Origin of the sequence: Tahibacter harae, assembly GCF_024437735.1 — a bacterium.
GTDB lineage: Bacteria > Pseudomonadota > Gammaproteobacteria > Xanthomonadales > Rhodanobacteraceae > Tahibacter > Tahibacter harae.
The window spans coordinates 1-19,276 of sequence record NZ_JANFQO010000039.1 but is presented as its reverse complement, the minus strand read 5'-3'; the positions used below and the strand labels follow the sequence as shown (position 1 = coordinate 19,276).

General features: G+C 67.7%; 16 protein-coding genes. 7 read left to right on the top strand and 9 right to left on the bottom strand.

The genetic code is table 11. The annotated features are described in order from the left end of the window. Nucleotides 1-245 precede the first annotated feature (245 nt). The 3 genes from NM961_RS23205 to NM961_RS23195 all read right to left on the bottom strand — a co-directional run bounded on the left by NM961_RS23205 (nt 246) and on the right by NM961_RS23195 (nt 5,462). The gene (locus NM961_RS23205) at nt 246-842 is read right to left on the bottom strand and encodes a hypothetical protein (protein WP_255916812.1); all 597 of its coding nucleotides are present in this window, start codon (nt 840-842) and stop codon (nt 246-248) included. 597 nt (nt 843-1,439) lie between these two features. Further along, nucleotides 1,440-4,328, bottom strand: a complete 2,889-nt coding sequence (locus NM961_RS23200) for a TonB-dependent receptor domain-containing protein (RefSeq protein WP_255916811.1) — start codon at nt 4,326-4,328, stop codon at nt 1,440-1,442. A 327-nt stretch (nt 4,329-4,655) separates the two neighbouring features. Further along, nucleotides 4,656-5,462, bottom strand: a complete 807-nt coding sequence (locus tag NM961_RS23195) for a sulfite exporter TauE/SafE family protein (protein WP_255916810.1) — start codon at nt 5,460-5,462, stop codon at nt 4,656-4,658. 142 nt (nt 5,463-5,604) lie between these two features. On the opposite strand from NM961_RS23195, the gene NM961_RS23190 reads away from it, so the two are divergent. After that, the gene (locus NM961_RS23190; RefSeq protein ID WP_255916809.1) at nt 5,605-7,653 is read left to right on the top strand and encodes a transglycosylase SLT domain-containing protein; all 2,049 of its coding nucleotides are present in this window, start codon (nt 5,605-5,607) and stop codon (nt 7,651-7,653) included. 55 nt (nt 7,654-7,708) lie between these two features. On the opposite strand, the gene NM961_RS23185 is transcribed toward NM961_RS23190, so the two are convergent. Beyond that, nucleotides 7,709-8,143: a group I truncated hemoglobin gene (locus NM961_RS23185; RefSeq protein WP_255916808.1), complete on the bottom strand. Its 435-nt coding sequence runs from the start codon at nt 8,141-8,143 to the stop codon at nt 7,709-7,711. Nucleotides 8,144-8,298: 155 nt separating this feature from the next. Between NM961_RS23185 and NM961_RS23180 the strand changes: the two genes are divergently transcribed. Further along, on the top strand, nt 8,299-9,528 hold the full coding sequence (locus tag NM961_RS23180; protein WP_255916807.1) for a multifunctional CCA addition/repair protein: 1,230 nt from the start codon (nt 8,299-8,301) through the stop codon (nt 9,526-9,528). A gap of 121 nt (nt 9,529-9,649) precedes the next feature. On the opposite strand, the gene NM961_RS23175 is transcribed toward NM961_RS23180, so the two are convergent. Together NM961_RS23175 and NM961_RS23170 are read right to left on the bottom strand one after the other, a co-directional pair. After that, complete coding sequence (locus NM961_RS23175) at nt 9,650-10,054, bottom strand: VanZ family protein (RefSeq protein WP_255916806.1); 405 nt, start codon at nt 10,052-10,054, stop codon at nt 9,650-9,652. A 109-nt stretch (nt 10,055-10,163) separates the two neighbouring features. Next, nucleotides 10,164-11,297, bottom strand: coding sequence for a class I SAM-dependent methyltransferase (locus NM961_RS23170; protein ID WP_255916805.1), 1,134 nt, complete (start codon nt 11,295-11,297; stop codon nt 10,164-10,166). 63 nt (nt 11,298-11,360) lie between these two features. On the opposite strand from NM961_RS23170, the gene NM961_RS23165 reads away from it, so the two are divergent. Then, entirely contained in the window at nt 11,361-12,101 is a 741-nt protein-coding gene (locus NM961_RS23165; protein WP_255916804.1) for a pteridine reductase, read from the top strand. A gap of 45 nt (nt 12,102-12,146) precedes the next feature. On the opposite strand, the gene folK is transcribed toward NM961_RS23165, so the two are convergent. The 3 genes from folK to tsaD are packed head-to-tail and all read right to left on the bottom strand — an operon-like array spanning nt 12,147 to nt 14,053. After that, the gene (folK, locus tag NM961_RS23160) at nt 12,147-12,629 is read right to left on the bottom strand and encodes a 2-amino-4-hydroxy-6-hydroxymethyldihydropteridine diphosphokinase (protein WP_255916803.1); all 483 of its coding nucleotides are present in this window, start codon (nt 12,627-12,629) and stop codon (nt 12,147-12,149) included. Nucleotides 12,630-12,632: 3 nt separating this feature from the next. Next, entirely contained in the window at nt 12,633-12,992 is a 360-nt protein-coding gene (gene folB, locus NM961_RS23155; protein WP_255916802.1) for a dihydroneopterin aldolase, read from the bottom strand. 29 nt (nt 12,993-13,021) lie between these two features. Next, nucleotides 13,022-14,053 (bottom strand): tRNA (adenosine(37)-N6)-threonylcarbamoyltransferase complex transferase subunit TsaD, encoded by a 1,032-nt coding sequence (tsaD, locus tag NM961_RS23150; RefSeq protein WP_439334245.1) that lies wholly within the window; start codon nt 14,051-14,053, stop codon nt 13,022-13,024. Between the two features lie 70 nt (nt 14,054-14,123). On the opposite strand from tsaD, the gene rpsU reads away from it, so the two are divergent. The 4 genes from rpsU to NM961_RS23130 all read left to right on the top strand — a co-directional run bounded on the left by rpsU (nt 14,124) and on the right by NM961_RS23130 (nt 18,901). After that, nucleotides 14,124-14,339, top strand: a complete 216-nt coding sequence (gene rpsU, locus NM961_RS23145) for a 30S ribosomal protein S21 (protein ID WP_133821548.1) — start codon at nt 14,124-14,126, stop codon at nt 14,337-14,339. Nucleotides 14,340-14,456: 117 nt separating this feature from the next. After that, nucleotides 14,457-14,909 (top strand): GatB/YqeY domain-containing protein, encoded by a 453-nt coding sequence (locus tag NM961_RS23140; protein ID WP_255916800.1) that lies wholly within the window; start codon nt 14,457-14,459, stop codon nt 14,907-14,909. Between the two features lie 73 nt (nt 14,910-14,982). After that, nucleotides 14,983-16,797 carry a DNA primase gene (dnaG, locus tag NM961_RS23135; protein WP_255916799.1) on the top strand — a complete coding sequence of 605 codons (1,815 nt, stop codon included), beginning with the start codon at nt 14,983-14,985 and terminating at the stop codon, nt 16,795-16,797. Nucleotides 16,798-16,936: 139 nt separating this feature from the next. Continuing rightward, on the top strand, nt 16,937-18,901 hold the full coding sequence (locus NM961_RS23130; RefSeq protein WP_255916798.1) for a S9 family peptidase: 1,965 nt from the start codon (nt 16,937-16,939) through the stop codon (nt 18,899-18,901). Nucleotides 18,902-19,276: the final 375 nt, after the last annotated feature.

Sequence of the window (19,276 nt, the reverse complement as noted above, 5' to 3'; positions counted from 1 at the left end):
GGCGCTTCGTGAGTTCCGGCATGCGGCTCCAGGCTCTCCCTCGGTTGCTCACCAGGGGCTTTACGGGCGCGCATGCCGGCTCTCGACGCCTAGAGTACGGGGGCGGCGAGACATAAGGGCTTCTTGCGGAACTGAGCACCGAGGTCAACAGACGAAATCGAGGCGCGCCAAGCCGAAAGCCGCACACTTCGACCAACTCGCCACTCCCGATTCCCGAATGTCGATTCCCGAATCCCGGTTTCCGCTCACCGGCTCGTCAACTCCTGCACCAGATCCTGATTGCTGATCCGCAGCCGCACCAGCGCATCCGCACGCTGGCGCAGGGCATCGCGCAGGGCCACGTCCAGCACGGCGTAGGGATCGACCGCCTTGGCGCGGGCGTCCTCGATGGCCTTGCGCTGGTCGGCGCGCTGCTTGGCGCTCATGCCGGTCTGGTGCAGCTGTTCCAGCTGCGCATTGAGCTGGTCGATGTATTCGCCCAGCACCAGGATGTCGCCGAAGCGGCGCTTGATGTCGCGGTAGCGGCGCAGGTCCAGGTCCAGCGCCTTGGCGGCGTTGCGCTCGTACTGGCGGGTCAGCACGGGCTGCAGGGCATTGCTTTCGGAGACCGAATCGCGCGCTTCGCGCGCGGCGTACAGCCGCTGCTGGGCCATGCGCAGGGCCTCGATTTCCATTTGCAGGCCGCGCTGGTAGAGATCGAGGTCGGCTACGGCGAGCGCGACTTCGGCGTCGGAATCGGCTTTCGCCGCCGCGGCGGCGGGGGCCGCAGTTTGCGCTGGGGCCAGCAGCGGGAAGGAAACGGCCAGGCTCAACACAGCAAATTGCAGGTGAAAGAGTCGCATGACGACCTCCGCACTGCCGGGGGAAACCTTGAGGCCAAATTAGCACAAACGGCAACAACGACAAGCGCCGGAAGTCGTGCTATGGGGGTGGCGCGCGCATGAACTGCAGAGCGCGGCAGGCGGCGCGGACCGCCGCCCCGGGCAAGACGCGCCGCAAAGAAAACGGCACACCCTGCGCGCGATCATTGCATTGGGATAAGAGCCGCCTCGCGGCGGACGCCGCAGAACATGGGCCAGAGCGCACCACGCCGTCGGATTCAGCGATGCGCGAGCGCGCAGCGCACTGGCCGATGTCGGTACCGGCCCGGGCATCCGGCTCGCGCCAGGCCGAACCTGGCATCACTGAAAAAAGCCCGGCATGCCTTGCCGGGCTCTGAAAAACCGGACTGCCCGCGCAGCCCGGCCGATTCCTTTGCTGTCCGCGACAGCGCCGCCGCCTGTCCGCAGCGGATGAACACAGCTCCGCCGGCTCGGCGGCGGATGCAGCTACAGGATTTTCCCGCACGCCTGTGCGGCTGCTGCGTCAGGCGCAGAAGCCGCAGGTCGGCCTGAATCCAGGCCGGGAAGGAATCGCTCCCTTCCCGGCCGTCACTTTCCTCAGAACTTCACGCTGGCCTGCACGTAGCTGTAGCGGCCCGGCAGGTCGTAGGTACCGGCGTCGTAGCCGTTGAGCGAGCAGGACACGCAGATCGGCGGATCCTTGCCGAAGATGTTGTTCACACCGGCCGACAGGGTGAAGTCGAAAGCGGTCGGCAGCTTCCAGTTAACGCGCGCGTCGTGGAAGGTGGTCGCGCCCAGGTGGTTGAAGCCGCCCGTGCCGGCCGCATTCGGATCGCTGCAGACGGCGCCGACTTCGGTCAGGTCCGGATTGCAGCGTTCGGTCAGGCTGGACACGTAGCGGGCGGTCCAGCGCGCGCTCCAGGCTTCCGACGCCCAGCTCAGGCTGGCCGTGGTGCGCCACTTGTTGATTGCGCGGTCGGCGGTTTCCACGCCGACGGTGAGCGGCTCGGCTTCGCCGTTCTCGTTGATGGACGTGTACTTGTCCACGTAGGTGGTCTGCACCGAGGCGCCCAGCGTGCCGAAGCCCCATTCCGGGCTGGACCAGTTGAAGCCGATGTCGTAGCCCTGGGTGTCGATGGTGCCGAGGTTGCGCAGGATGTTGCTGAAGCTGACGATGTCGCCCGACACGCCGCGGACGATGCCGTTGCAGTTGGCGTCGTTGCGCGCGACGCAGCGGTCGAGCTGGGTCTGCGCGTCCGGCGCCTGGATCGCGTCTTCGATCTTGATCTTCCAGAAGGTCACGTCGAAGTCGAGCTTGGACGACCAGCCCGTGTTCTCGGCCCAGCCCGGGCTGTAGACGATGCCGGCGGTGATCGACTTGGAGGTTTCCGGCGTCAGCAGCAGGTTGCCGCCGGTACGGGTGGAGATCTGCTGGTTGGCCTGCTCGAAGGTGGCCGGATTCGGCACGCCCTGGGCGATACAGTTGGTCGCCGCCTGGCCGGTGGCGCCGTTGCAGGGATCCTGGATCTGCGCATCGAAGCGCGCCGGCGAGCCGTACAGTTCGCCGATGGACGGCGCACGGAAGCCCTCGGCCCAGGTGCCGCGCAGGGTCAGGTCATCCGTCGGCTGCCAGCGCACGCCGAACTTGTTGTTGGTGGTGCCGCCGAAGGTGGAGTAGTCCGAATAGCGCGAGGCCAGGGACAGGTCCAGGCTCTTGGCGCCGGCGATGTCCTTGAGCAGGGGCACGTTGAATTCGAGGTAGTACTCGTTGACGTCGAACTCGCCCTTGGTCGGCAGCGACGGCACGCCGTTGCCTTCGCCGGCGACGACGATGGCGTCGGGCAGGTAGAAGCCTTCCTGCTCGCGGTGTTCATAGCCCGCCGCGAAGGCGAACGAACCGGCCGGCATTTCAAACAGGTCGCCGGAAATGTTGGCCGACCAGACTTCCAGCGAGTTCTCGCTGCGGTCGGTCTCGATGAAGCTGATGTAGTTCAGCATTTCCGGCGTGATCGAACCCGGGCCGCCGAAGATGTTCAGCGGCACGCAGGGGCCGGTGCAGTCGGCGATCGGACCCAGCGCGCGGGCGATGTGGGCGATGTTGTAGGTGCCGTTGACGGTCTGGGTGGCCTTGTTGACCGCGTTGACGTAGTTCACGTCCCAGTAGAAGTCGCGATCGGCGGCGCCGAAGCTGCCTTCCAGGCCGGTGGCGAAGTAGCGGGTGTCCACGTCCTGGGCGAACACGCGCGGACCGCCTTCCACCGGGCGGCGGCCGAGGCCGAGCAGATTGGTCGACGGATCCAGGGTGAAGCCGAACGGGTTGTACGGGTTGGTCACGTCCACGCCGGTGATCAGGCCGAGATCCGAGGTGTTCAGGGCCGAACCCAGGCCGATGGGCTCCGGCGCCGCCTGGTTCTTGGACTTGCGCGTGGTGTAGCTGCCCTTGAGGTACCAGCTGACGTTGTCGGTGACCTTGTAGCGCGCCTGGCCGAACAGGCCGTCGCGGGTGCTCGGGGTCAGCAGCAGGTTGTACGGGGCGAAGTTGAAGCGGTCAGGCGTGCCGAAGCGGTGGAAGCCGTCCGGGAAGGCCGGTGCGCCCATGACGGTGCCGTTGGCGGCGATGTTGCAGACGCCGTTGGGGCAGAGGCCACCGTAGGTTTCGCCGTTGGGCGTGGTGAAGATGCTGCGGGTGTACGGAATGTACGAGCTGCCGCCGGCCAGGCCCGCGCCCGGCGTCGGGAACGAGGACTGGGCCCATACTGAGGAACTGATCGACTTCTGCTCGTAGTGGCTGATGTCGAGGAAGAAATCCAGCCGGTCGGTGCTGCCGCCCAGGGACAGGTTGCCCGAGGTGGTCTCGCCGCCGTCCTTGGAATAGTCGCCGTAGTACAGGTTGGCGCTCATGCCTTCCTGCTTGCGCTTGGTGATGATGTTGATGACGCCGGAGATGGCGTCGGAACCGTACAGCGACGAGGCGCCGTCGGTGAGGATCTCGATGCGCTCCACGGCGCTGGCGGGAATGGTGTTGAGGTCGACCGCGGCCGACACGCCGGAGCCGGAGGACTCGCCGACCCAGCGCAGACCGTCGACCAGCACCAGGGCGCGCTTGGCGCCGACATTGCGCAGGGAGATCGTGGTGGAGCCCGAGCCCACGCCGCCGCCGTCGGCCGGGAAGCCGAAGTTGCCGGCGGAGTTGAACTTGGTGTTGAGCGAGGAACCGCTGACCGAGAGGCGCTGGATCACGTCGCCGATGGAACCCAGGCCGGTGGCTTCTATGTCGCGCGCGGTGATGGTGACTACCGGGGTCTGGCCTTCGAGTTCGGCCTTCTTGATGCGCGAACCGGTGACTTCGACGGCTTCGAGCTTGGTCGTGTCATCGCCGGAGCGGTCGCCCTGGGCGAAGGCGGGCTGCACTACGGCGCCGGCCAGCAGGGCCACGGTAAAGGCATGAATGCTCAGGGCGAGCTTGTGACGCTGCAAAACTTTCATCGGTAACTCCCGTAATGGTGACCCGAAAACCGAATGGTTGGACAAGGCTTGCGGCAGGCCTGGTCCCTGGCGCATGGAGCGCCCCGCAGGTCTGCCGCTGGCCGGATTCCGGTAGCCCATGCCATCCCCCCGACGACATCGACTGGAGCCCAAGGCTCCCGTTAAAAACACCGCGCCGGGGAAAACCCCGGGGCAGCGTTAAGGGAATGTAAATCACTTTGTCCGGACTTGACTAGACCGTCTGCGGACGGAGCGGGCTCAGCCAAGAACAGCCGGCCGGGAAGTGGTAGCCGGCCGCCCCGGGGAAACGGCGCGGAAGCGGCGATTTCAGCCGCTCAGCGCGACGAACAGGCCCATCAGCAGCAGGAATCCGGCGAAGACTTGCTTCAGTGCCGGACCGGACAGGGCATGGGCCAGGCGCACGCCCTGGGGCGCTACCAGGATGGAAGCGAGCGCGATGCCGGCCGCCGCCGGCAGGTAGACGAAGCCCAGGCTGCCGGCCGGCAGCGCGCCGCCCGCGGCGTGGCCGCCGTAGACGAAGCCGGCGGCGCTGGCCACGGCAATGGCAAAGCCGCAGGCGGCCGAAGTGCCCACGGCGCGCACCGGCGCCACGCCCAGCCAGACCAGCAGCGGCACGGTCATGCTGCCGCCGCCGATGCCGACCAGGGCCGACAGCACGCCTATACCCAGGCCGAAGGCGAACAGGCGCGCACCGGCGGGCGGCTCCGCGGCGGTCTCGACGCCGGCCTTGACCTGGCCAAAGCGCAATTGCAGCGCGGCGACCAGGCAGTAGCCGGCGACGAACCAGCGCAGCGCGTCGCTGGGCAGATGGCTGGCCAGCTGTGCGCCGCCCAGGCCGCCCAGCACCATGCCCGGCGCCAGGGCCTTCACGCTGGGCCAGAGCACGCTGCCGCGGCGCCAGTGGGCGCGGGTGGAGGAGATCGAGGTCAGGATGATGCTGGCCAGCGAGGTCGCCAGCGCCACGTGCATTACATGTTCCGGCGGAAAGCCGCGCAGCGGCAGCAGCCAGGCCAGCGCCGCGACGATGATGAGGCCGCCGCCCACGCCAAGCAGGCCCGCGAGCAGGCCGGCCGCGGCGCCGACGGCGAGATACAGGGCGATATCCAGGATCATGGCTAGCCTCGGTAAACGGTGCCGGCGGGGCGGCAGCGGCGGCGGCCGGCACCTTCATGCAATGCTTCAGGATTGCGACGAAAGTTCGCGCCGGGAGCCGGAAAAGGTTGGTACTTGCGCGGCCGCACACTAAGATTCGCGCATGTCTCGCGCAAGTTCGACCTTGGGCTCATGCCGGCGCTTTTCCGCACGCTGGCTGGTCCTTCTCGCCGCGGCGCTGCCGCTGGCCGTCCCCGCCGCCGACCGCAGCCAGGAAAGACAACTGTTCCGCCGCGCCCTGAGCGCCGTGGAACAGGGCCGCGACTGGAAAACCGAAGCCGCCGGCCTGGCCGACTACCCGCTGCTGCCGGTGCTGCAGGCGCGCGAGCTGGCGCGCCAGCTGGACAAGCTCAAGCCCGAGGATATCCAGGACTTCAGCACACGCTGGCCGGATACCCTGCCCACGCAGGAACTGCGCAAGGCCTGGCTGCTGCTGCAGGCCGAAAAGAAGCAGTGGCCGGAATTCCTCGCCGTCTACACGCCGGTGCCCGACCGCGAGTTGCGCTGCCATGCGCTGGCCGCGCGCCTGGCCGGCGGCGGTACCCTGAACTGGCAGGAAGACCTGCAGGCGCTGTGGGACGAGGACCGCCCGCTGCCCGCCGCCTGCGACGCAGCGCTGGACTGGGCCGCGCAGAACAAGCTGCTGGACAGCGGCAAGATCTGGCAACGCATAGACCACGCCCTGGCGGCGAACAAGGCCGGCATCGTCGATCCGCTGGCGACGCGCCTGTCCGCCGCCGAACGCGCCAGCGCCAACCGCCTGGCCCTGGCACTGCGCGATGCACCCGCGGCGCTGAACCAGGCCAAGAACTGGCCTGACGATGCGCGCCACCGCCGCGCCGTGGTCACCGCGCTGTCGCGCCAGGCCCGCAAGGATTCCGCCGCGGCCGAGGCGAACTACACGGCCCTGTCCAAGCATTTCAAGTTCAGCGCGGCCGAGCGCGGCGACGTCGCCGCGGCTTTCGCCCTATACCGCGCCACCGAATTCGACGCCGACGCGCTCAAGCGCCTGGCCAACCTGCCCGCCGCGGCGCAGACCGACGCCACGCGCGAATGGCGCGTGCGCGTGGCCCTGGCCGCCTCCGACTGGAAGGCCGCGCTGGCCGCGCTGGACGCATTGGGCGACACACAGAAGGCCGACGCCGAATGGCGCTACCTGCGCGCCCGCGTACTGCGCAAGCTGGATCGCGAGAGCGAAGCCGACGCCCTGCTGCAAACCCTGGCGCAGGAAGCGAATTTCTACGGCTTCCTCGCGGCCGACTGGATAGACCAGCCTTATGCGATCTGTCCGCTGACCCTGCAGGCCGACCGCGCCGCCGAACAGCGCCTGCTCGAAGGCGGCCTGGCCCGCGCCTTTGAATGGCGCGCCCTGGACGAAGGCCGCGAAGCGCGCCGCGAATGGGATTTCGTGCTGGCCCGGCTGGACCGCGAACAGCGCCGCCAGGCCGCCGACCTGGCCTACCGCGAAGGCTGGTACGACCGCGCCGTGTTCGCCCTGAACAAGGGCGAGGAACTCAAGCTGTACGAGCAGCGCTTCCCGCTCGCGCGCGAGCCGCAGATCCGCCGCGCCTCGCACGATACGGGCCTGGATCCGGCCTGGACCTACGCCATCATCCGCGCCGAGAGCGCCTGGGTCGAGGACGCGCGCTCCAGCGCCGACGCCTACGGCCTGATGCAGCTGCTGCCCGGCACCGCCGCGCGCGTGGCCAAGTCCGCCGGCATCAGCTACAGCCGCGCCGAGGATCTTTACCACGGCGATACCAATATCGCCCTGGGCACGCGCTATTTGTCGCAGATGGCAGAACGCTACAACGGTGCACCGTGGCTGGCCAGCGCCGCCTACAATGCCGGCCCCGGTGCGGTGGAACGCTGGCTGGGCCTGCGCGGACAGCTGGAGCCGGATTTCTTCATCGCCAGCATCCCGTACAAGGAAACCCGCGAATACGTCGCCCGCGTGCTGGCGTTCTCGGTGATCTACGACTGGCGCATGAACGGCAAGGCCCTGGCCGTGGCCGCGCGCCTGCCGCGCTACGGCCAGAACTATGCGGCGCCGGGGCGCGATACGCCGCGCAAGGCCGTCACCTGTCCCGCGGCAGTGGCCAGCCCCGCCCAGGGCACGGCGCCGGCCGCGGTCGCGGCACCGGGCTCCTGAAGAAAACGCGCCGCCGCGCGTGGTCGCGGCGCGGCGTATTCTGCGCGCCGCGGCGCTACTGTCCGACCACCTGCGGCCGCATCGGTCCGAACAGGGCCAGCAATTCCTGCTGCAGCGGCGCGGGCACCTGGACCTCGTTCATGGCTGCGATCAGGTCCTCGACGAAGATGTCGAAGTCCTTGTCGGTGAGGTTCATGCCCGAGTGCGCTTCCTCCATGCTGCGCCCGGTGTAAGTGCAGGGGCCGCCGGCGGCGGCGCAGATCTGCTCGACCAGCAGGCGGCGCAGGTCGGGGATGTCGGTGTTCTCGAAGAAGATATTGATGCGCAGGTCGCCGTGGATGTGCCTGATCGAAGCATCGACCACGGTCTCGATGGCCGGCATGCCGCCCAGGCGCTGGTAGAGGCTGTTCTTGTCCACGGCCGGCTTTTGCGGCGTGGCGGCGCAGGCGGTCAGCAGGACGGCGAGCAGACTGGGCAGCAGCGTCTTCATGGCAGATCCCGGCAAGGTTGGCGATGAGGCTGACCGGAGTTTAGGGCGCGCCATTTCAGCCTCCAACCGTACCGCTAAAGCAGCCTGGGCCGGCCCCGCCGGCGGCGCGCGCTGCTAAGCTGGGTGATCGGAAGTCGCACAGGATAAGGAAACCCATGCAGATCTATCTGGTCGGCGGCGCTGTGCGCGACCGTCTGCTCGGCCGACCGGTGCACGATCGCGACTACGTCGTCGTCGGCGCCACACCGGAGCAGTTGCTGGCGCAGGGCTACCGCCCCGTGGGCAAGGATTTCCCTGTCTTCCTGCACCCGCAGGACGGCGAGGAATACGCCCTGGCCCGCACCGAACGCAAATCCGGCCGCGGCTATGCCGGCTTCACCTTCGACACCAGCAGCGCAGTCACGCTGGAAGAAGATCTGCGCCGGCGCGATCTGACCATCAATGCGATGGCCGAGGACGAACACGGCCGCCTGGTCGATCCCTTCGGCGGCGCGCGCGATCTGGAGCAGCGCGTGCTGCGGCACGTGTCCGAAGCCTTCGTCGAAGATCCCGTGCGCCTGCTGCGCGTGGCCCGCTTCGCCGCCCGCTACGCGCCGCTGGGCTTCACCCTGGCGCCGGAAACGCTGGAGCTGCTGCGCACGATGGTGCGCAACGGCGAGGTCGATCACCTGGTGCCCGAACGGGTCTGGGCCGAGACGCGCAAGGCCCTGTCCGAACCGCAGCCTTCGGCCTTCCTGCGCACCTTGCGCGACTGCGGCGCGCTGGCGCGGCTGTTTCCGCAGATCGATGCGCTCTACGGCGTGCCGCAGCGGGCGGAATTTCATCCCGAAGTGGACACCGGAATCCACACGGAAATGGTCGTCGACATGGCCGCGCGCCTGGCACCCGGCGATGCGCTGATCGGCTGGTGCGCCCTGGTGCACGACCTGGGCAAGGCGCTGACCCCGGCCGACCAGCTGCCGCGCCATATCGGCCACGAGAACGGCGGCGTGGCGCCGATACAGGAACTGGCCGAACGCTACCGGCCGCCGGCCGAATACGTGGAACTGGCCGTGCTCTGCTGCCGCCTGCACCTCAATGCGCACCGCTCGCTGGAACTGCGGCCCGTCACCTTGCTGGAACTGTTCGAGCAACTGGACGGTTTCCGCAAGAAGCAGCGCGTGGAGCAATTCATCCTGGTCTGCAGCGCCGACAAGCGCGGCCGTCTGGGCCTGACCGAAGCGCCGTATCCGCAGGCCGACTGGCTGCGCCAGGCCTATGCCGCGGCGGCGGCCGTCACCGCCAAACCTTTCGTCGAGCGCGGCCTGCAGGGCCCGGCCATCGCCGAGGCCGTGCGCCGCGCGCGTATCGCGGCCATTGCCGGGGTGAAGAGCCGGGATTCGTGATTTTGGATATGGGATTCGTGGTGGAGAGCAGGCCTTGAATGCCGGGTCGCCAACGCCGAATCCCGGTCATTTCGGATTCGCATTGGAGACCGGTTTCCAAATCCCGATTCTCGAATCCCGCCTACTTCGCCCGCCCAGCCAACACCCCGGCTTCGCACGCCGCCAGCACGTCGCCGAGGCGGGTATAAGCCAGCAGCAGCCCCGCGCCCACGCCGACCGCATCGGCCAGCAGGTCCCAGCCGTCGGCGCTGCGGTAGGGCACCAGGGCCTGCAGGAGTTCGATCAGGGCGCCGAAGCCGACCAGGGCCAGGGCGCAGCGCCAGCGGTCGCGGCCGGCGTACAGCTGCGCGTACCACAGCATCAGGGCGGCGAAGGCGGCGAGATGACCGATCTTGTCGCCGAAGGCGACGCTACCGATCACCTTGGGCGCCGGCAGCAGGGCGATCAACAGCGCCGCGGCGATCAGGAAGCGGCCGGCGGCGCGCCACAGCCAGAACAGACGCAGCGGGCGTGGCGTGAATTTCATGCAATGGCTCGCACAGTTCGGAAAGGCGCCAGCCTGGCCCGCGGCACTGGCCTGGATACGGCGCGGATCAGGCAATTCGCTGGCAGCGCGCGCAGCGGCGAGCCGCGCCTCATCGCTCGAACGCCATGACCTTGAACTTTTCGCCCATTTCCGCCGGCAGGGTGAGACGCTTCACCTCCTGCCCCAGGCGGTAGCGCGCGGCTTCGTCGGCGCATTCGGCCTGGGCCGCGGCGAATACCTGCTCCAGGCCGTTGGCGATCAGGAATTCCGCCTGCGTGCCCATGCCGGCGATGCGCAGGCCGGCGCCGATGCCAGCCTCGGCCAGGGCGCTGAAATCGACGAAGGCGGTAAGGTCCTGCAGGCCGACGCGGGCCAGCACCGCGTCGTGGGCGCGGTGGCGGTAGGTCGCGATCAGGGTGCCGTCGCGGCGTTCGGCGCGGTAGAACTCGCGCCGCGCATAGCCATAATCGACGAACAGCGCCATGCCGCGGCGCAGCGAGCCGCACACGGCCTGGATCCAGTACGGCAGCTGCGGCAGCACTTCGGAGCGATAACCGTCGGCCAGCGGCTGGCCCAGGTCGCGCTCCACATGCCGCACTGCGTTGGCGACGAAGCCGTCGGCGGGCAGGTCTATGCTGGCGAAGCCGCCGTCGCCGGCGTCGATCACGTGTTCCTCGAACACTTCGCCATCACGCAGGGAAAAGCGCGTGATGGGCAGGGCATCCAGCACTTCGTTGGCGAACAGCACGCCGTCCCAGTCGTCCTCGGGCGGGCGGTCTATCCAGTGCACGCGCGCGGCGATTTCCGGCGGCAGCGCCGCGGTCAGGCGTTCGCGCTGGCGCTGGCGCAGATCAGCGCTGGGTTCCAGCAGGTTGTAGCGTGCCGGCAGCGCAGCCAGTGCGGCGAGTTCGCGCAGACAGTGCTCGGCGAAGGCGCCGCTGCCGCCGCCCAGTTCCAGCATCTGCGCGTCCGCGCCGGCCTCGCGCAGGGCCGGCGCAACGGCGCGGGCGACGCAGCGGGCGAACAGGCTGCCCAGTTCCGGCGCGGTGATGAAATCGCCGGCGGCACCGAACTTGGTCTTGCCGGCGCTGTAATAGCCCAGCCCCGGCGCATACATGGCCAGCTCCATGAAACGCGAGAACGGCAACGGGCCCTGGGCCGCGATTTCGTTGCGGATGAAGCCGGCCAGCGTCTCGCTATGCTCGCGCTCGGCAGTACTGGGTTCAGGCAGATCGGTGCGCAAGAGTGGACTTCGCAGGTATCGTGTAAGGCGTCGCAGGCCGCAAGCATAGCCGAGGTAATGGGCATGACCGATACACGTCCCGTGGCCCTGGTCACCGGCGCCGCCCGGCGCGTAGGCGCCGCGATCGCGCGGCGGCTGCATGCGGCCGGCTACGATCTTGCCCTGCACTGCCGCCGCTCGCGCCGCGAACTGGACGAGTTGATCGCGGAACTGGAGCAGGCGCGGCCGCGCAGCACGCTGGCGCTGCAGGCCGATCTGGCCCAGAGCGAAGCCCTGCCCGATCTGGTCGATGCGGCGCTGGAACGTTTCGGCCGCCTCGACGCCGTGGTCAACAATGCTTCTTCTTTCGAACCCACGCCGCTGGGCGCGACCACCGCGGCGCAGTGGGACGAACTGTTCGCCAGCAATGCGCGCGCGCCGTTTTTCCTCGCCCAGGCCGCCGCGGCCGCGCTGGCCGATGCGCGCGGCTGCATCGTCAATCTGGTCGATATCTATGCCGAGCGGCCGCTGCCGCGGCATGCGGTCTACAGCATGGCCAAGGCGGCGCTGCTGATGATGACGCGCTCGCTCGCGCTGGATCTGGCGCCGCAGGTGCGCGTCAACGCGATCGCGCCCGGCGCCATACTCTGGCCGGAAGCCGGCAAGAGCAGCGCCGAACAGCAGGCCCTGCTCGCGCGCATTCCGCTGCAGCGCTGCGGCACGCCCGACGACGTGGCCTCCGCCGTGCTGTGGCTGCTGCGAGACGCGCCGTATGTCACCGGCGAGGTAATCCGTATCGACGGCGGACGTTCACTGGGGATCTGAAAGCGGCGCGCTGTCCGCGCCAGAGGCGCCGCGTTCCGGCAGCTGCTAGAGCGGCACCACCTCGAACGCCGTGGCATGGTCCGGATGCTCGCGCCACAGCTGGCCCAGGCTCAGCCCGCGGCCCGGCACCTGCACCTCGGGCGCGATCTGCGCCAGCGGCAGCAGCACGAAGGCGTGGCGCAGCTCGTCGCGCGGCAGCTGCAGGTTGCCGCGGCCGCTGAGCACGGCGTCGCCGTAGAGCACGATGTCGACGTCCAGGGTGCGGTCGGAGAAACGCGGCACGTCGCGGCGGCGGCCGTGGCGGTCTTCCAGCGCATGCAGCCAGTCGTTGAGTTGCTGCGGCGGCAGGTCGGTCCCGATCACGGCGGCGAGATTGACGAAATCCGGGCCGTCGAAACCGACCGCCGGAAAACGGTACGCGGCGGAGGCGACCAGATCGCCGAAGCGCTCGCGCAGCTCCTGCAGCGCCAGGGCCAAGTGGCGGCGCGGCTCCTGGTTGGAACCCAGGCTGAGATAGGCTTTCTGCATGATTCAGCCCGGCCGCGCGCCGCGTTCGATCACCACGCCCACCGACTTCGCCCCGCGCACCGCGCCGGGCTTGGCCAGGCGCAGGCGCAGCCAGCTCACGCCGAATTCCTCGCGCACGATGCGCGCACAGTGCTCCGCCAGGGTTTCCACCAGCTCGAAATGGGCCGCCTCGACGTAGGCGATCAGGCGCTTGGACACGGCCTTGTAGTCCAGCGTGTCCTCGATCTTGTCGGTGGCCGCCGGCTTGGTGTTGTCGAAGGCCATTTCCAGATCCAGCGCGACAACCTGGCGGATCTGGCGCTCCCAGTCGTAGATGCCGATGACCGTTTCTATGCGCAGGTCTTCAATGAAAACAATGTCCATGAAGAGAATTCTCCATTCGTTGACGGCATTCAGACGGCCGCGTGCAGCGGGCTGAGGCTTTCCAGGTCCCAGCGCGGGAATACCTTGATCGCGTTGCTTTCCAGCTGGCCGGCCTGCAGTCGCAGGGCGCCGGCCAGGGCAATCATGGCGCCATTGTCGGTACAGAATTCCGGACGCGGGAAAAACACGCGGAAGCCCTGGCGCGATGCGGCCTCGGCCAGTTGCGCGCGCAGGCGCCGGTTCGCGCCCACACCGCCGGCAATGACCAGGGACTTCGCTCCGGTCGCCTCCAGTGCGCGCAGGCACTTGATGCGCAGGGTATCGACCATGGCTTCCTCGAAGCCGCGGGCGACATCGGCGCGGGTGGCGTCGGACTGGTCGCTGTTCTGCCAGGCCAGCAGCACCTGGGTCTTGAGGCCGGAGAAGCTGAAATCCAGGCCCGGCCGGTCGGTCATGGGCCGGGAGAAGCGAAAGCGCCCGGACTGGCCCTGCTCGGCCAGCCGGGCCAGCTGCGGGCCGCCGGGATAAGGCAGACCCATGAGCTTGGCGGTCTTGTCGAAGGCTTCGCCGGCGGCGTCGTCAAGGGTGTCGCCGAGCAGGCGGTAACTGCCAATGGCGTCGACCGCGATCAGCATGGAATGGCCGCCGGACACCAGCAGGGCCACGAACGGCGCCTGCGGCGCCTCGGCTTCGAGCAGCGGCGCCAGCAGATGCCCTTCCATATGGTGTACGCCGATCGCCGGCACCTCCAGCGACCAGGCCAGCGCCCGCGCCGCGGCGGCGCCGACCAGCAGCGCGCCGATCAGCCCCGGCCCGGCGGTATAGGCCACGCCGCCCAGGCCGGCCACGTCGAGCCCGGCCGCGGCCAGGGTCTCGCGCACCAGCGGCAGCAGCTTGCGCACGTGGTCGCGGCTGGCCAGTTCGGGCACCACGCCGCCATACTCGGCGTGCAGGCGCACCTGGCTGTACAGCCGGTGCGCGAGCAGGCCGCGCTCCAGGTCGTAGACCGCCACCCCGGTTTCGTCGCAGGATGACTCGATCCCCAGTACAGGCTTTGCAATCGGCTGGTCTGACACGCTAAACTTCGCGGCTCGCCCAAGAACGGGGCGCAAGTGTAACAGCGGAGATACCATGCCTAACGTGAAAGTTCGCGAAAACGAACCCTTTGAATTTGCCCTGCGTCGCTTCAAGCGCACCTGCGAAAAGGCCGGCGTCCTGGCCGAAACCCGCAAGCGCGAGTTCTATGAAAAGCCGACCCAGGAACGCAAGCGCAAGCGCGCTGCTGCCGTGAAGCGTCACCTGCGTCGCGTTTCGCGCGACGTCACCAAGCGTCAGCGTCTGTACTGAGTTGCCGGGCAGGCATCCGGCCTGCCTCGACATCCCCGTTCTGCGGGCTGCTCCGCCGGCCGGTGCCACGCAAGTGGCGCCGGCTTTGTGCTTTCCGTCTTTCGAGAAAAAACCGCCATGTCCCTGAAACAGCGTCTCACCGACGATATGAAGGCCGCCATGAAGAGCGGCGAGAAGGATCGCCTGGGCGTGATCCGCCTGATCAATGCCGCGATCAAGCAGCGTGAAGTCGACGACCGTATCACCCTGGACGACAGCCAGGTCCTCGCCACGCTGGAAAAGATGCTCAAGCAGCGCAAGGACTCGCTGAGCCAGTACGAGGCTGCCGGCCGCGAAGACCTGGCCGCGGTCGAGCGCTACGAGCTGACCGTGCTGCAGGGCTATATGCCGGCCCAGCTCGGCGAAGCGGAAGTCCTGGCCATCATCGACGCCGCCGTGGCCGAAGCCGGCGCGACCGGCCCCAAGGACATGGGCAAGGTCATAGGCCTGGTCAAGCCGCGCGTCGCCGGCCGTGCCGACATGGGCGCGCTGTCCGAACTGGTCAAGCGCAAGCTGGCCGGCCTGAGCTGAGCCCCGAACCGGAGCCGCTGCGGCTCCGGTTTTTTTCCGCCCGAAGCCGGTACCGTTCCGGCATGCTAGCGCGATGGCCGGCCGCATCCCCGACAGCTTCATCGACGAACTGCTCGCCCGCGTCGACATCGTCGACGTGATTCAGGAACGTGTGCCGCTGAAAAAAGCCGGCCGCGAATACAGCGCCCGCTGCCCGTTCCACGACGAACGCTCGCCCTCGTTTACAGTAAGCCCGCACAAGCAGTTCTATCACTGCTTCGGCTGCGGCGCCCACGGCAGCGCGATCAAGTTCCTGATGGACTACGACCGGCTGGAATTCCCCGATGCGATCGAGGAATTGGCCGCCCGCATAGGCTTGAAGGTGCCCTACGAGGGCGGCCGCAGCGCGGCGCCGGCGCAGTCCGACAGCGCCGACCTCTACACCGTGCTGGATCAGGCCGCGCGCTACTACCAGCGCGCGCTGGCCGACAGCCCTGCGGCCCGCGCCTATTTCGACAACCGCGGCCTGGACGCACGCATCCTGCAGGCCTTCGGCCTGGGCTACGCGCCCGATGCCTACGACGGCCTGCGCAGCGCCCTGGGCGGCAGTCCGCAACGCCTGGCCCTGCTGGAGAAGTCCGGCATGCTCGCCCGCGGCGACCGCGGCGTGTACGACCGCTTCCGCGACCGGGTCATGTTCCCCATCCAGGACCGGCGCGGCCGTGTGATCGCCTTCGGCGGGCGCGTGCTGGAAAAGAGCGACGGGCCGAAATACCTCAATTCGCCGGAAACCCCACTGTTCCACAAGGGGCGCGAGCTTTTCGCATTGTGGCAGGTGCGCCAGGCGCAGCAGAAGATCAGCCGCATCCTGGTGGTGGAAGGCTACATGGACGTGATTGCACTGCATCAGCACGGCCTGCCCCAGGCCGTCGCCACCCTGGGCACGGCAACCACGCGCGAACACGCGGAAATCCTTTTCCGCAATAGTGCCGATGTGTACTTCTGCTTTGACGGCGACCGCGCCGGTCGCCAGGCCGCCTGGCGCGCGGTGGAATCGGTACTGCCGCGCATGCGCGACGGCCGCCAGGCGCATTTCCTGTTCCTGCCCGAGGGCGAAGATCCCGATTCGCTGATCCGCCAGGAAGGCAGCGCCGGCTTCGAACAGCGCCTGAGCCAAGCCACGGCGCTGAGCGACTTCTTCTTCGCCCATCAGGAAGCCGGCACCGACCTGCGCACTGCCGACGGCCGCGCACGGCTGGCGGAACGCTGCAAGGAGCTGATCGGCGGCATTCCCGAAGGCGCGTTCCGCGACCGCATGCTGGAAATCCTCACTGACAAGACCGCGATCCGCTGGTCGCTGGCAGCCAGCCTGTCGCCGCAGATGCGCGAGATGGTCGAGGAATCCCTGGCCGACCGCGTGGCGGAGCTGCGCGGCACGCCAGCACCGACACTGGCGAACGAAAGCATCGCGGTACAGAAAAGTGGAAACAGCGGCAATGTCGCCAAGCGCAGCCTGGTGCGCCATACCGTCGCGCTGCTGCTGCAACACCCCGAATTCATCGAGTCGGCGCAGCCGCCGTACGGCTTCGCCGCATTGCGCCAGCCCGGCATCCCGCTGCTGCTGGAGCTGCTGGAATTCTGCCGCGCCCGGCCGGCCGCCAACAGCGCGGCCATACTCGAACACTTCAAAGACCGTGACGAGGCCGCGGCCCTGCACAAGCTGGCGGTGATTGATCTGCACGGCGACGGCAACAGCCTGCAGCAGGAATTCGCCGGCACGCTGAAGATGCTGGAAACCCAGACCACGCAGCAGCGCACGGACGATCTGATCGAAAAGGAACGCCAGGTCGGACTGTCTCCCGAGGAGCGCGCGGAACTGCGCGACCTGTTTGCCGCGCGGCGGCGATAGATAACGACTGAAGCGGACCCGGCTGCAGGCGGCAGCGTCGGCGCTGTCGGCAACATGGCTGGTTGCTGCCGCATTACCAGTGGCGCATACGCTGCAGCGCGCCGACGGCTAGCGTGACCGTTCCCGAACGGAGGTTCCCATGAAGCCCACCCTGGTACTTGCGATTGCCCTTGCCCTCTGCGCCCCCGCCCATGGCTGGGCCACGGAAGCACCGCGCCGGGTCGAAACTGCCAACCGCCTCAGCGAAGGGCTGCCCGAGGCGGTACCCGCGGATTTGGCCGCCCGTCTGCAGCGATACCAGAACACACGCAAGGCCGTGCTGGCCGGCTGGGCCGCGGATGGAAACTCCATCCTGATCGCTACCCGCTTCGGCAGTACCCAGCAGGTGCATCGCGTGCGCCAGCCCGGCGGCGCGCGGGAACAGCTCACCTTTTACGATGAGCCGATCAACGAAATCGCCGCACATCCCCGCCGCAACGGTTTCGTATTCGGCAAGGACGTGGGCGGCTCGGAATTCTGGCAGCTGTACTGGTTCGATGCGGCCTCCCGCGAGATCAGCCTGCTCACCGATGGAAAATCACGCAACAGCGATGCGGTGTTCTCCCACGACGGCAGACTGCTCGCTTACAGCAGCACCGCGCGCAATGGCAAGGACACGGATATCTGGCTGCGCGATGTCGAGTCCGGCCAGACCCGTGCGCTGGTCACCCAGGGCGGCAAGGGCAGCTGGCAGGCGATGGATTTTTCCGCGGACGGCAGCCGGCTGCTGGTGCTGGAGTCGCTGTCGGCGAATGAATCGCGCCCCGCCATCGTCGATATCGCCAGCGGCAAGCTGACGGCGCTGCCAGGCACCGGCAAGAAACCGGCGGCCTTCGACCGGCTGCGTTTTTCGGCGGACGGCAACAGCGTTTACTACACCAGCGATGCGACGGCGGAGTTTCTGCAGCTGCAAAAGATGGATTTATCCAGCGGGCGCAGCACCGGTATCAGCGGCAAGCTCGATTGGGATGTGGAGGCGTTCGAGCTTTCGCCGGACGCGCGCCATCTGGTCTATGTGGCCAACGAAGACGGCATCAGCACCATCCACCTGCTGGAGCTGGCCAGCGGCAAAGAACTTGCCCTGCCTTCGCTGCCTGCCGGCGTCATCGACACGCCGAGCTTCAGTCCCGACGGCAGCCATCTCGCATTCACTCTGACCTCGGCCACCTCGCCCAGCGACGTGTACTCCATCGAACTGGCGACAGCGAAGCTTGCGCGCTGGACCGAGAGCGAGGTTGGCGGCCTGGACAGTGCGACTTTTTCCAGTCCTGAACTCGTACGCTTTCCGACGTTCGACAGGATCAAGGGTGAGGCACGCACGATCCCCGCGTTTTACTACAAGCCCAAGGGCGACGGACCGCACCCCAGTGTCATTCTGGTACATGGCGGGCCGGAATCGCAGTCGCGGCCATTGTTCAATCCGGATATCCAGTTCCTCGCCACGCAGCTGGGCGTGGCGGTGCTGGTGCCGAATGTGCGCGGCTCCAGCGGCTACGGCAAGACTTACCTGCAGCTGGACAACGGTTTCAAGCGTGAGGATTCGGTGCGCGACATCGGTGCGCTGCTGGACTGGATAGGCAGCCGCAAGGAACTGGACGCCTCGCGCGTGGGCATCATCGGCGGATCCTACGGCGGCTACATGGTGCTGGCGGCGATGACGCATTACAGTGATCGCATCAGAGCCGGCGTCGAGATCGTCGGCATCTCCAACTTCAACACTTTCCTCGCCAATACCGAGGACTATCGGCGCGACTTGCGCCGCGCCGAATACGGTGACGAGCGCGAGCCGAAGATGCGCGACTTCCTGGAGAAGATTTCGCCGCTGAGCAACGCGGCGAAAATCACTCGCCCACTGCTGGTGGCCCAGGGCGCGAACGACCCGCGTGTGCCGGCATCCGAGGCGGAGCAGATCGTCGGCAAGGTGCGCGGCAACGGCGGCACCGTCTGGTACCTGCTGCAGAAGGACGAAGGCCATGGCTTCCAGAAGAAAGCCAACCGCGATTACTACAGCGCGACGACGATTCAGTTCTGGCAGAAGTATCTGATCGGCGAGGAAGCCCGTTGAGCGTTTGGGCTGTCTGATCGACGAGATTGCGAATCCGCGGTGGCGAAGACTGCCGCGGTTTTTTGTTGTCGTAGCGACAAGCGCCAATGTGAGCGCCACCGTTGGCGGCATGCATGACGTGCCGATGAAGCGCGTTGTCGAGCGTGTACCAGTCAGATGGGGCAGCAGCGATGCGAATAGTCCAGCAGCATCAGCGTGGGTGGCCGGACTGCGCATCGAATGAAATACCGCGGAATCCTGCGCCTTGCACCAGCGCTTTCGACAATCGCGCAAAAGCCAAAACGCCAACCGGTTAGGGTTGGCGTTTTGGAGGTTGTAAGGCCCTGGCAGTGACCTACTCTCGCATGCGGAAGCACACTACCATCGGCGCGGGTT

What these genes read in the sequence shown, in the direction of transcription:
- NM961_RS23130 (WP_255916798.1), top strand. Translation starts at nt 16,937, where the DNA reads ATGAAGCCCACCCTGGTACTTGCGATTGCCCTTGCCCTCTGCGCCCCC.
- NM961_RS23200 (WP_255916811.1), bottom strand. Translation starts at nt 4,328, where the DNA reads ATGAAAGTTTTGCAGCGTCACAAGCTCGCCCTGAGCATTCATGCCTTT.
- dnaG (WP_255916799.1), top strand. Translation starts at nt 14,983, where the DNA reads ATGGCCGGCCGCATCCCCGACAGCTTCATCGACGAACTGCTCGCCCGC.
- NM961_RS23175 (WP_255916806.1), bottom strand. Translation starts at nt 10,054, where the DNA reads ATGAAATTCACGCCACGCCCGCTGCGTCTGTTCTGGCTGTGGCGCGCC.
- folK (WP_255916803.1), bottom strand. Translation starts at nt 12,629, where the DNA reads ATGCAGAAAGCCTATCTCAGCCTGGGTTCCAACCAGGAGCCGCGCCGC.
- NM961_RS23140 (WP_255916800.1), top strand. Translation starts at nt 14,457, where the DNA reads ATGTCCCTGAAACAGCGTCTCACCGACGATATGAAGGCCGCCATGAAG.
- NM961_RS23165 (WP_255916804.1), top strand. Translation starts at nt 11,361, where the DNA reads ATGACCGATACACGTCCCGTGGCCCTGGTCACCGGCGCCGCCCGGCGC.
- NM961_RS23190 (WP_255916809.1), top strand. Translation starts at nt 5,605, where the DNA reads ATGTCTCGCGCAAGTTCGACCTTGGGCTCATGCCGGCGCTTTTCCGCA.
- NM961_RS23195 (WP_255916810.1), bottom strand. Translation starts at nt 5,462, where the DNA reads ATGATCCTGGATATCGCCCTGTATCTCGCCGTCGGCGCCGCGGCCGGC.
- NM961_RS23205 (WP_255916812.1), bottom strand. Translation starts at nt 842, where the DNA reads ATGCGACTCTTTCACCTGCAATTTGCTGTGTTGAGCCTGGCCGTTTCC.
- NM961_RS23180 (WP_255916807.1), top strand. Translation starts at nt 8,299, where the DNA reads ATGCAGATCTATCTGGTCGGCGGCGCTGTGCGCGACCGTCTGCTCGGC.
- rpsU (WP_133821548.1), top strand. Translation starts at nt 14,124, where the DNA reads ATGCCTAACGTGAAAGTTCGCGAAAACGAACCCTTTGAATTTGCCCTG.
- NM961_RS23185 (WP_255916808.1), bottom strand. Translation starts at nt 8,143, where the DNA reads ATGAAGACGCTGCTGCCCAGTCTGCTCGCCGTCCTGCTGACCGCCTGC.
- folB (WP_255916802.1), bottom strand. Translation starts at nt 12,992, where the DNA reads ATGGACATTGTTTTCATTGAAGACCTGCGCATAGAAACGGTCATCGGC.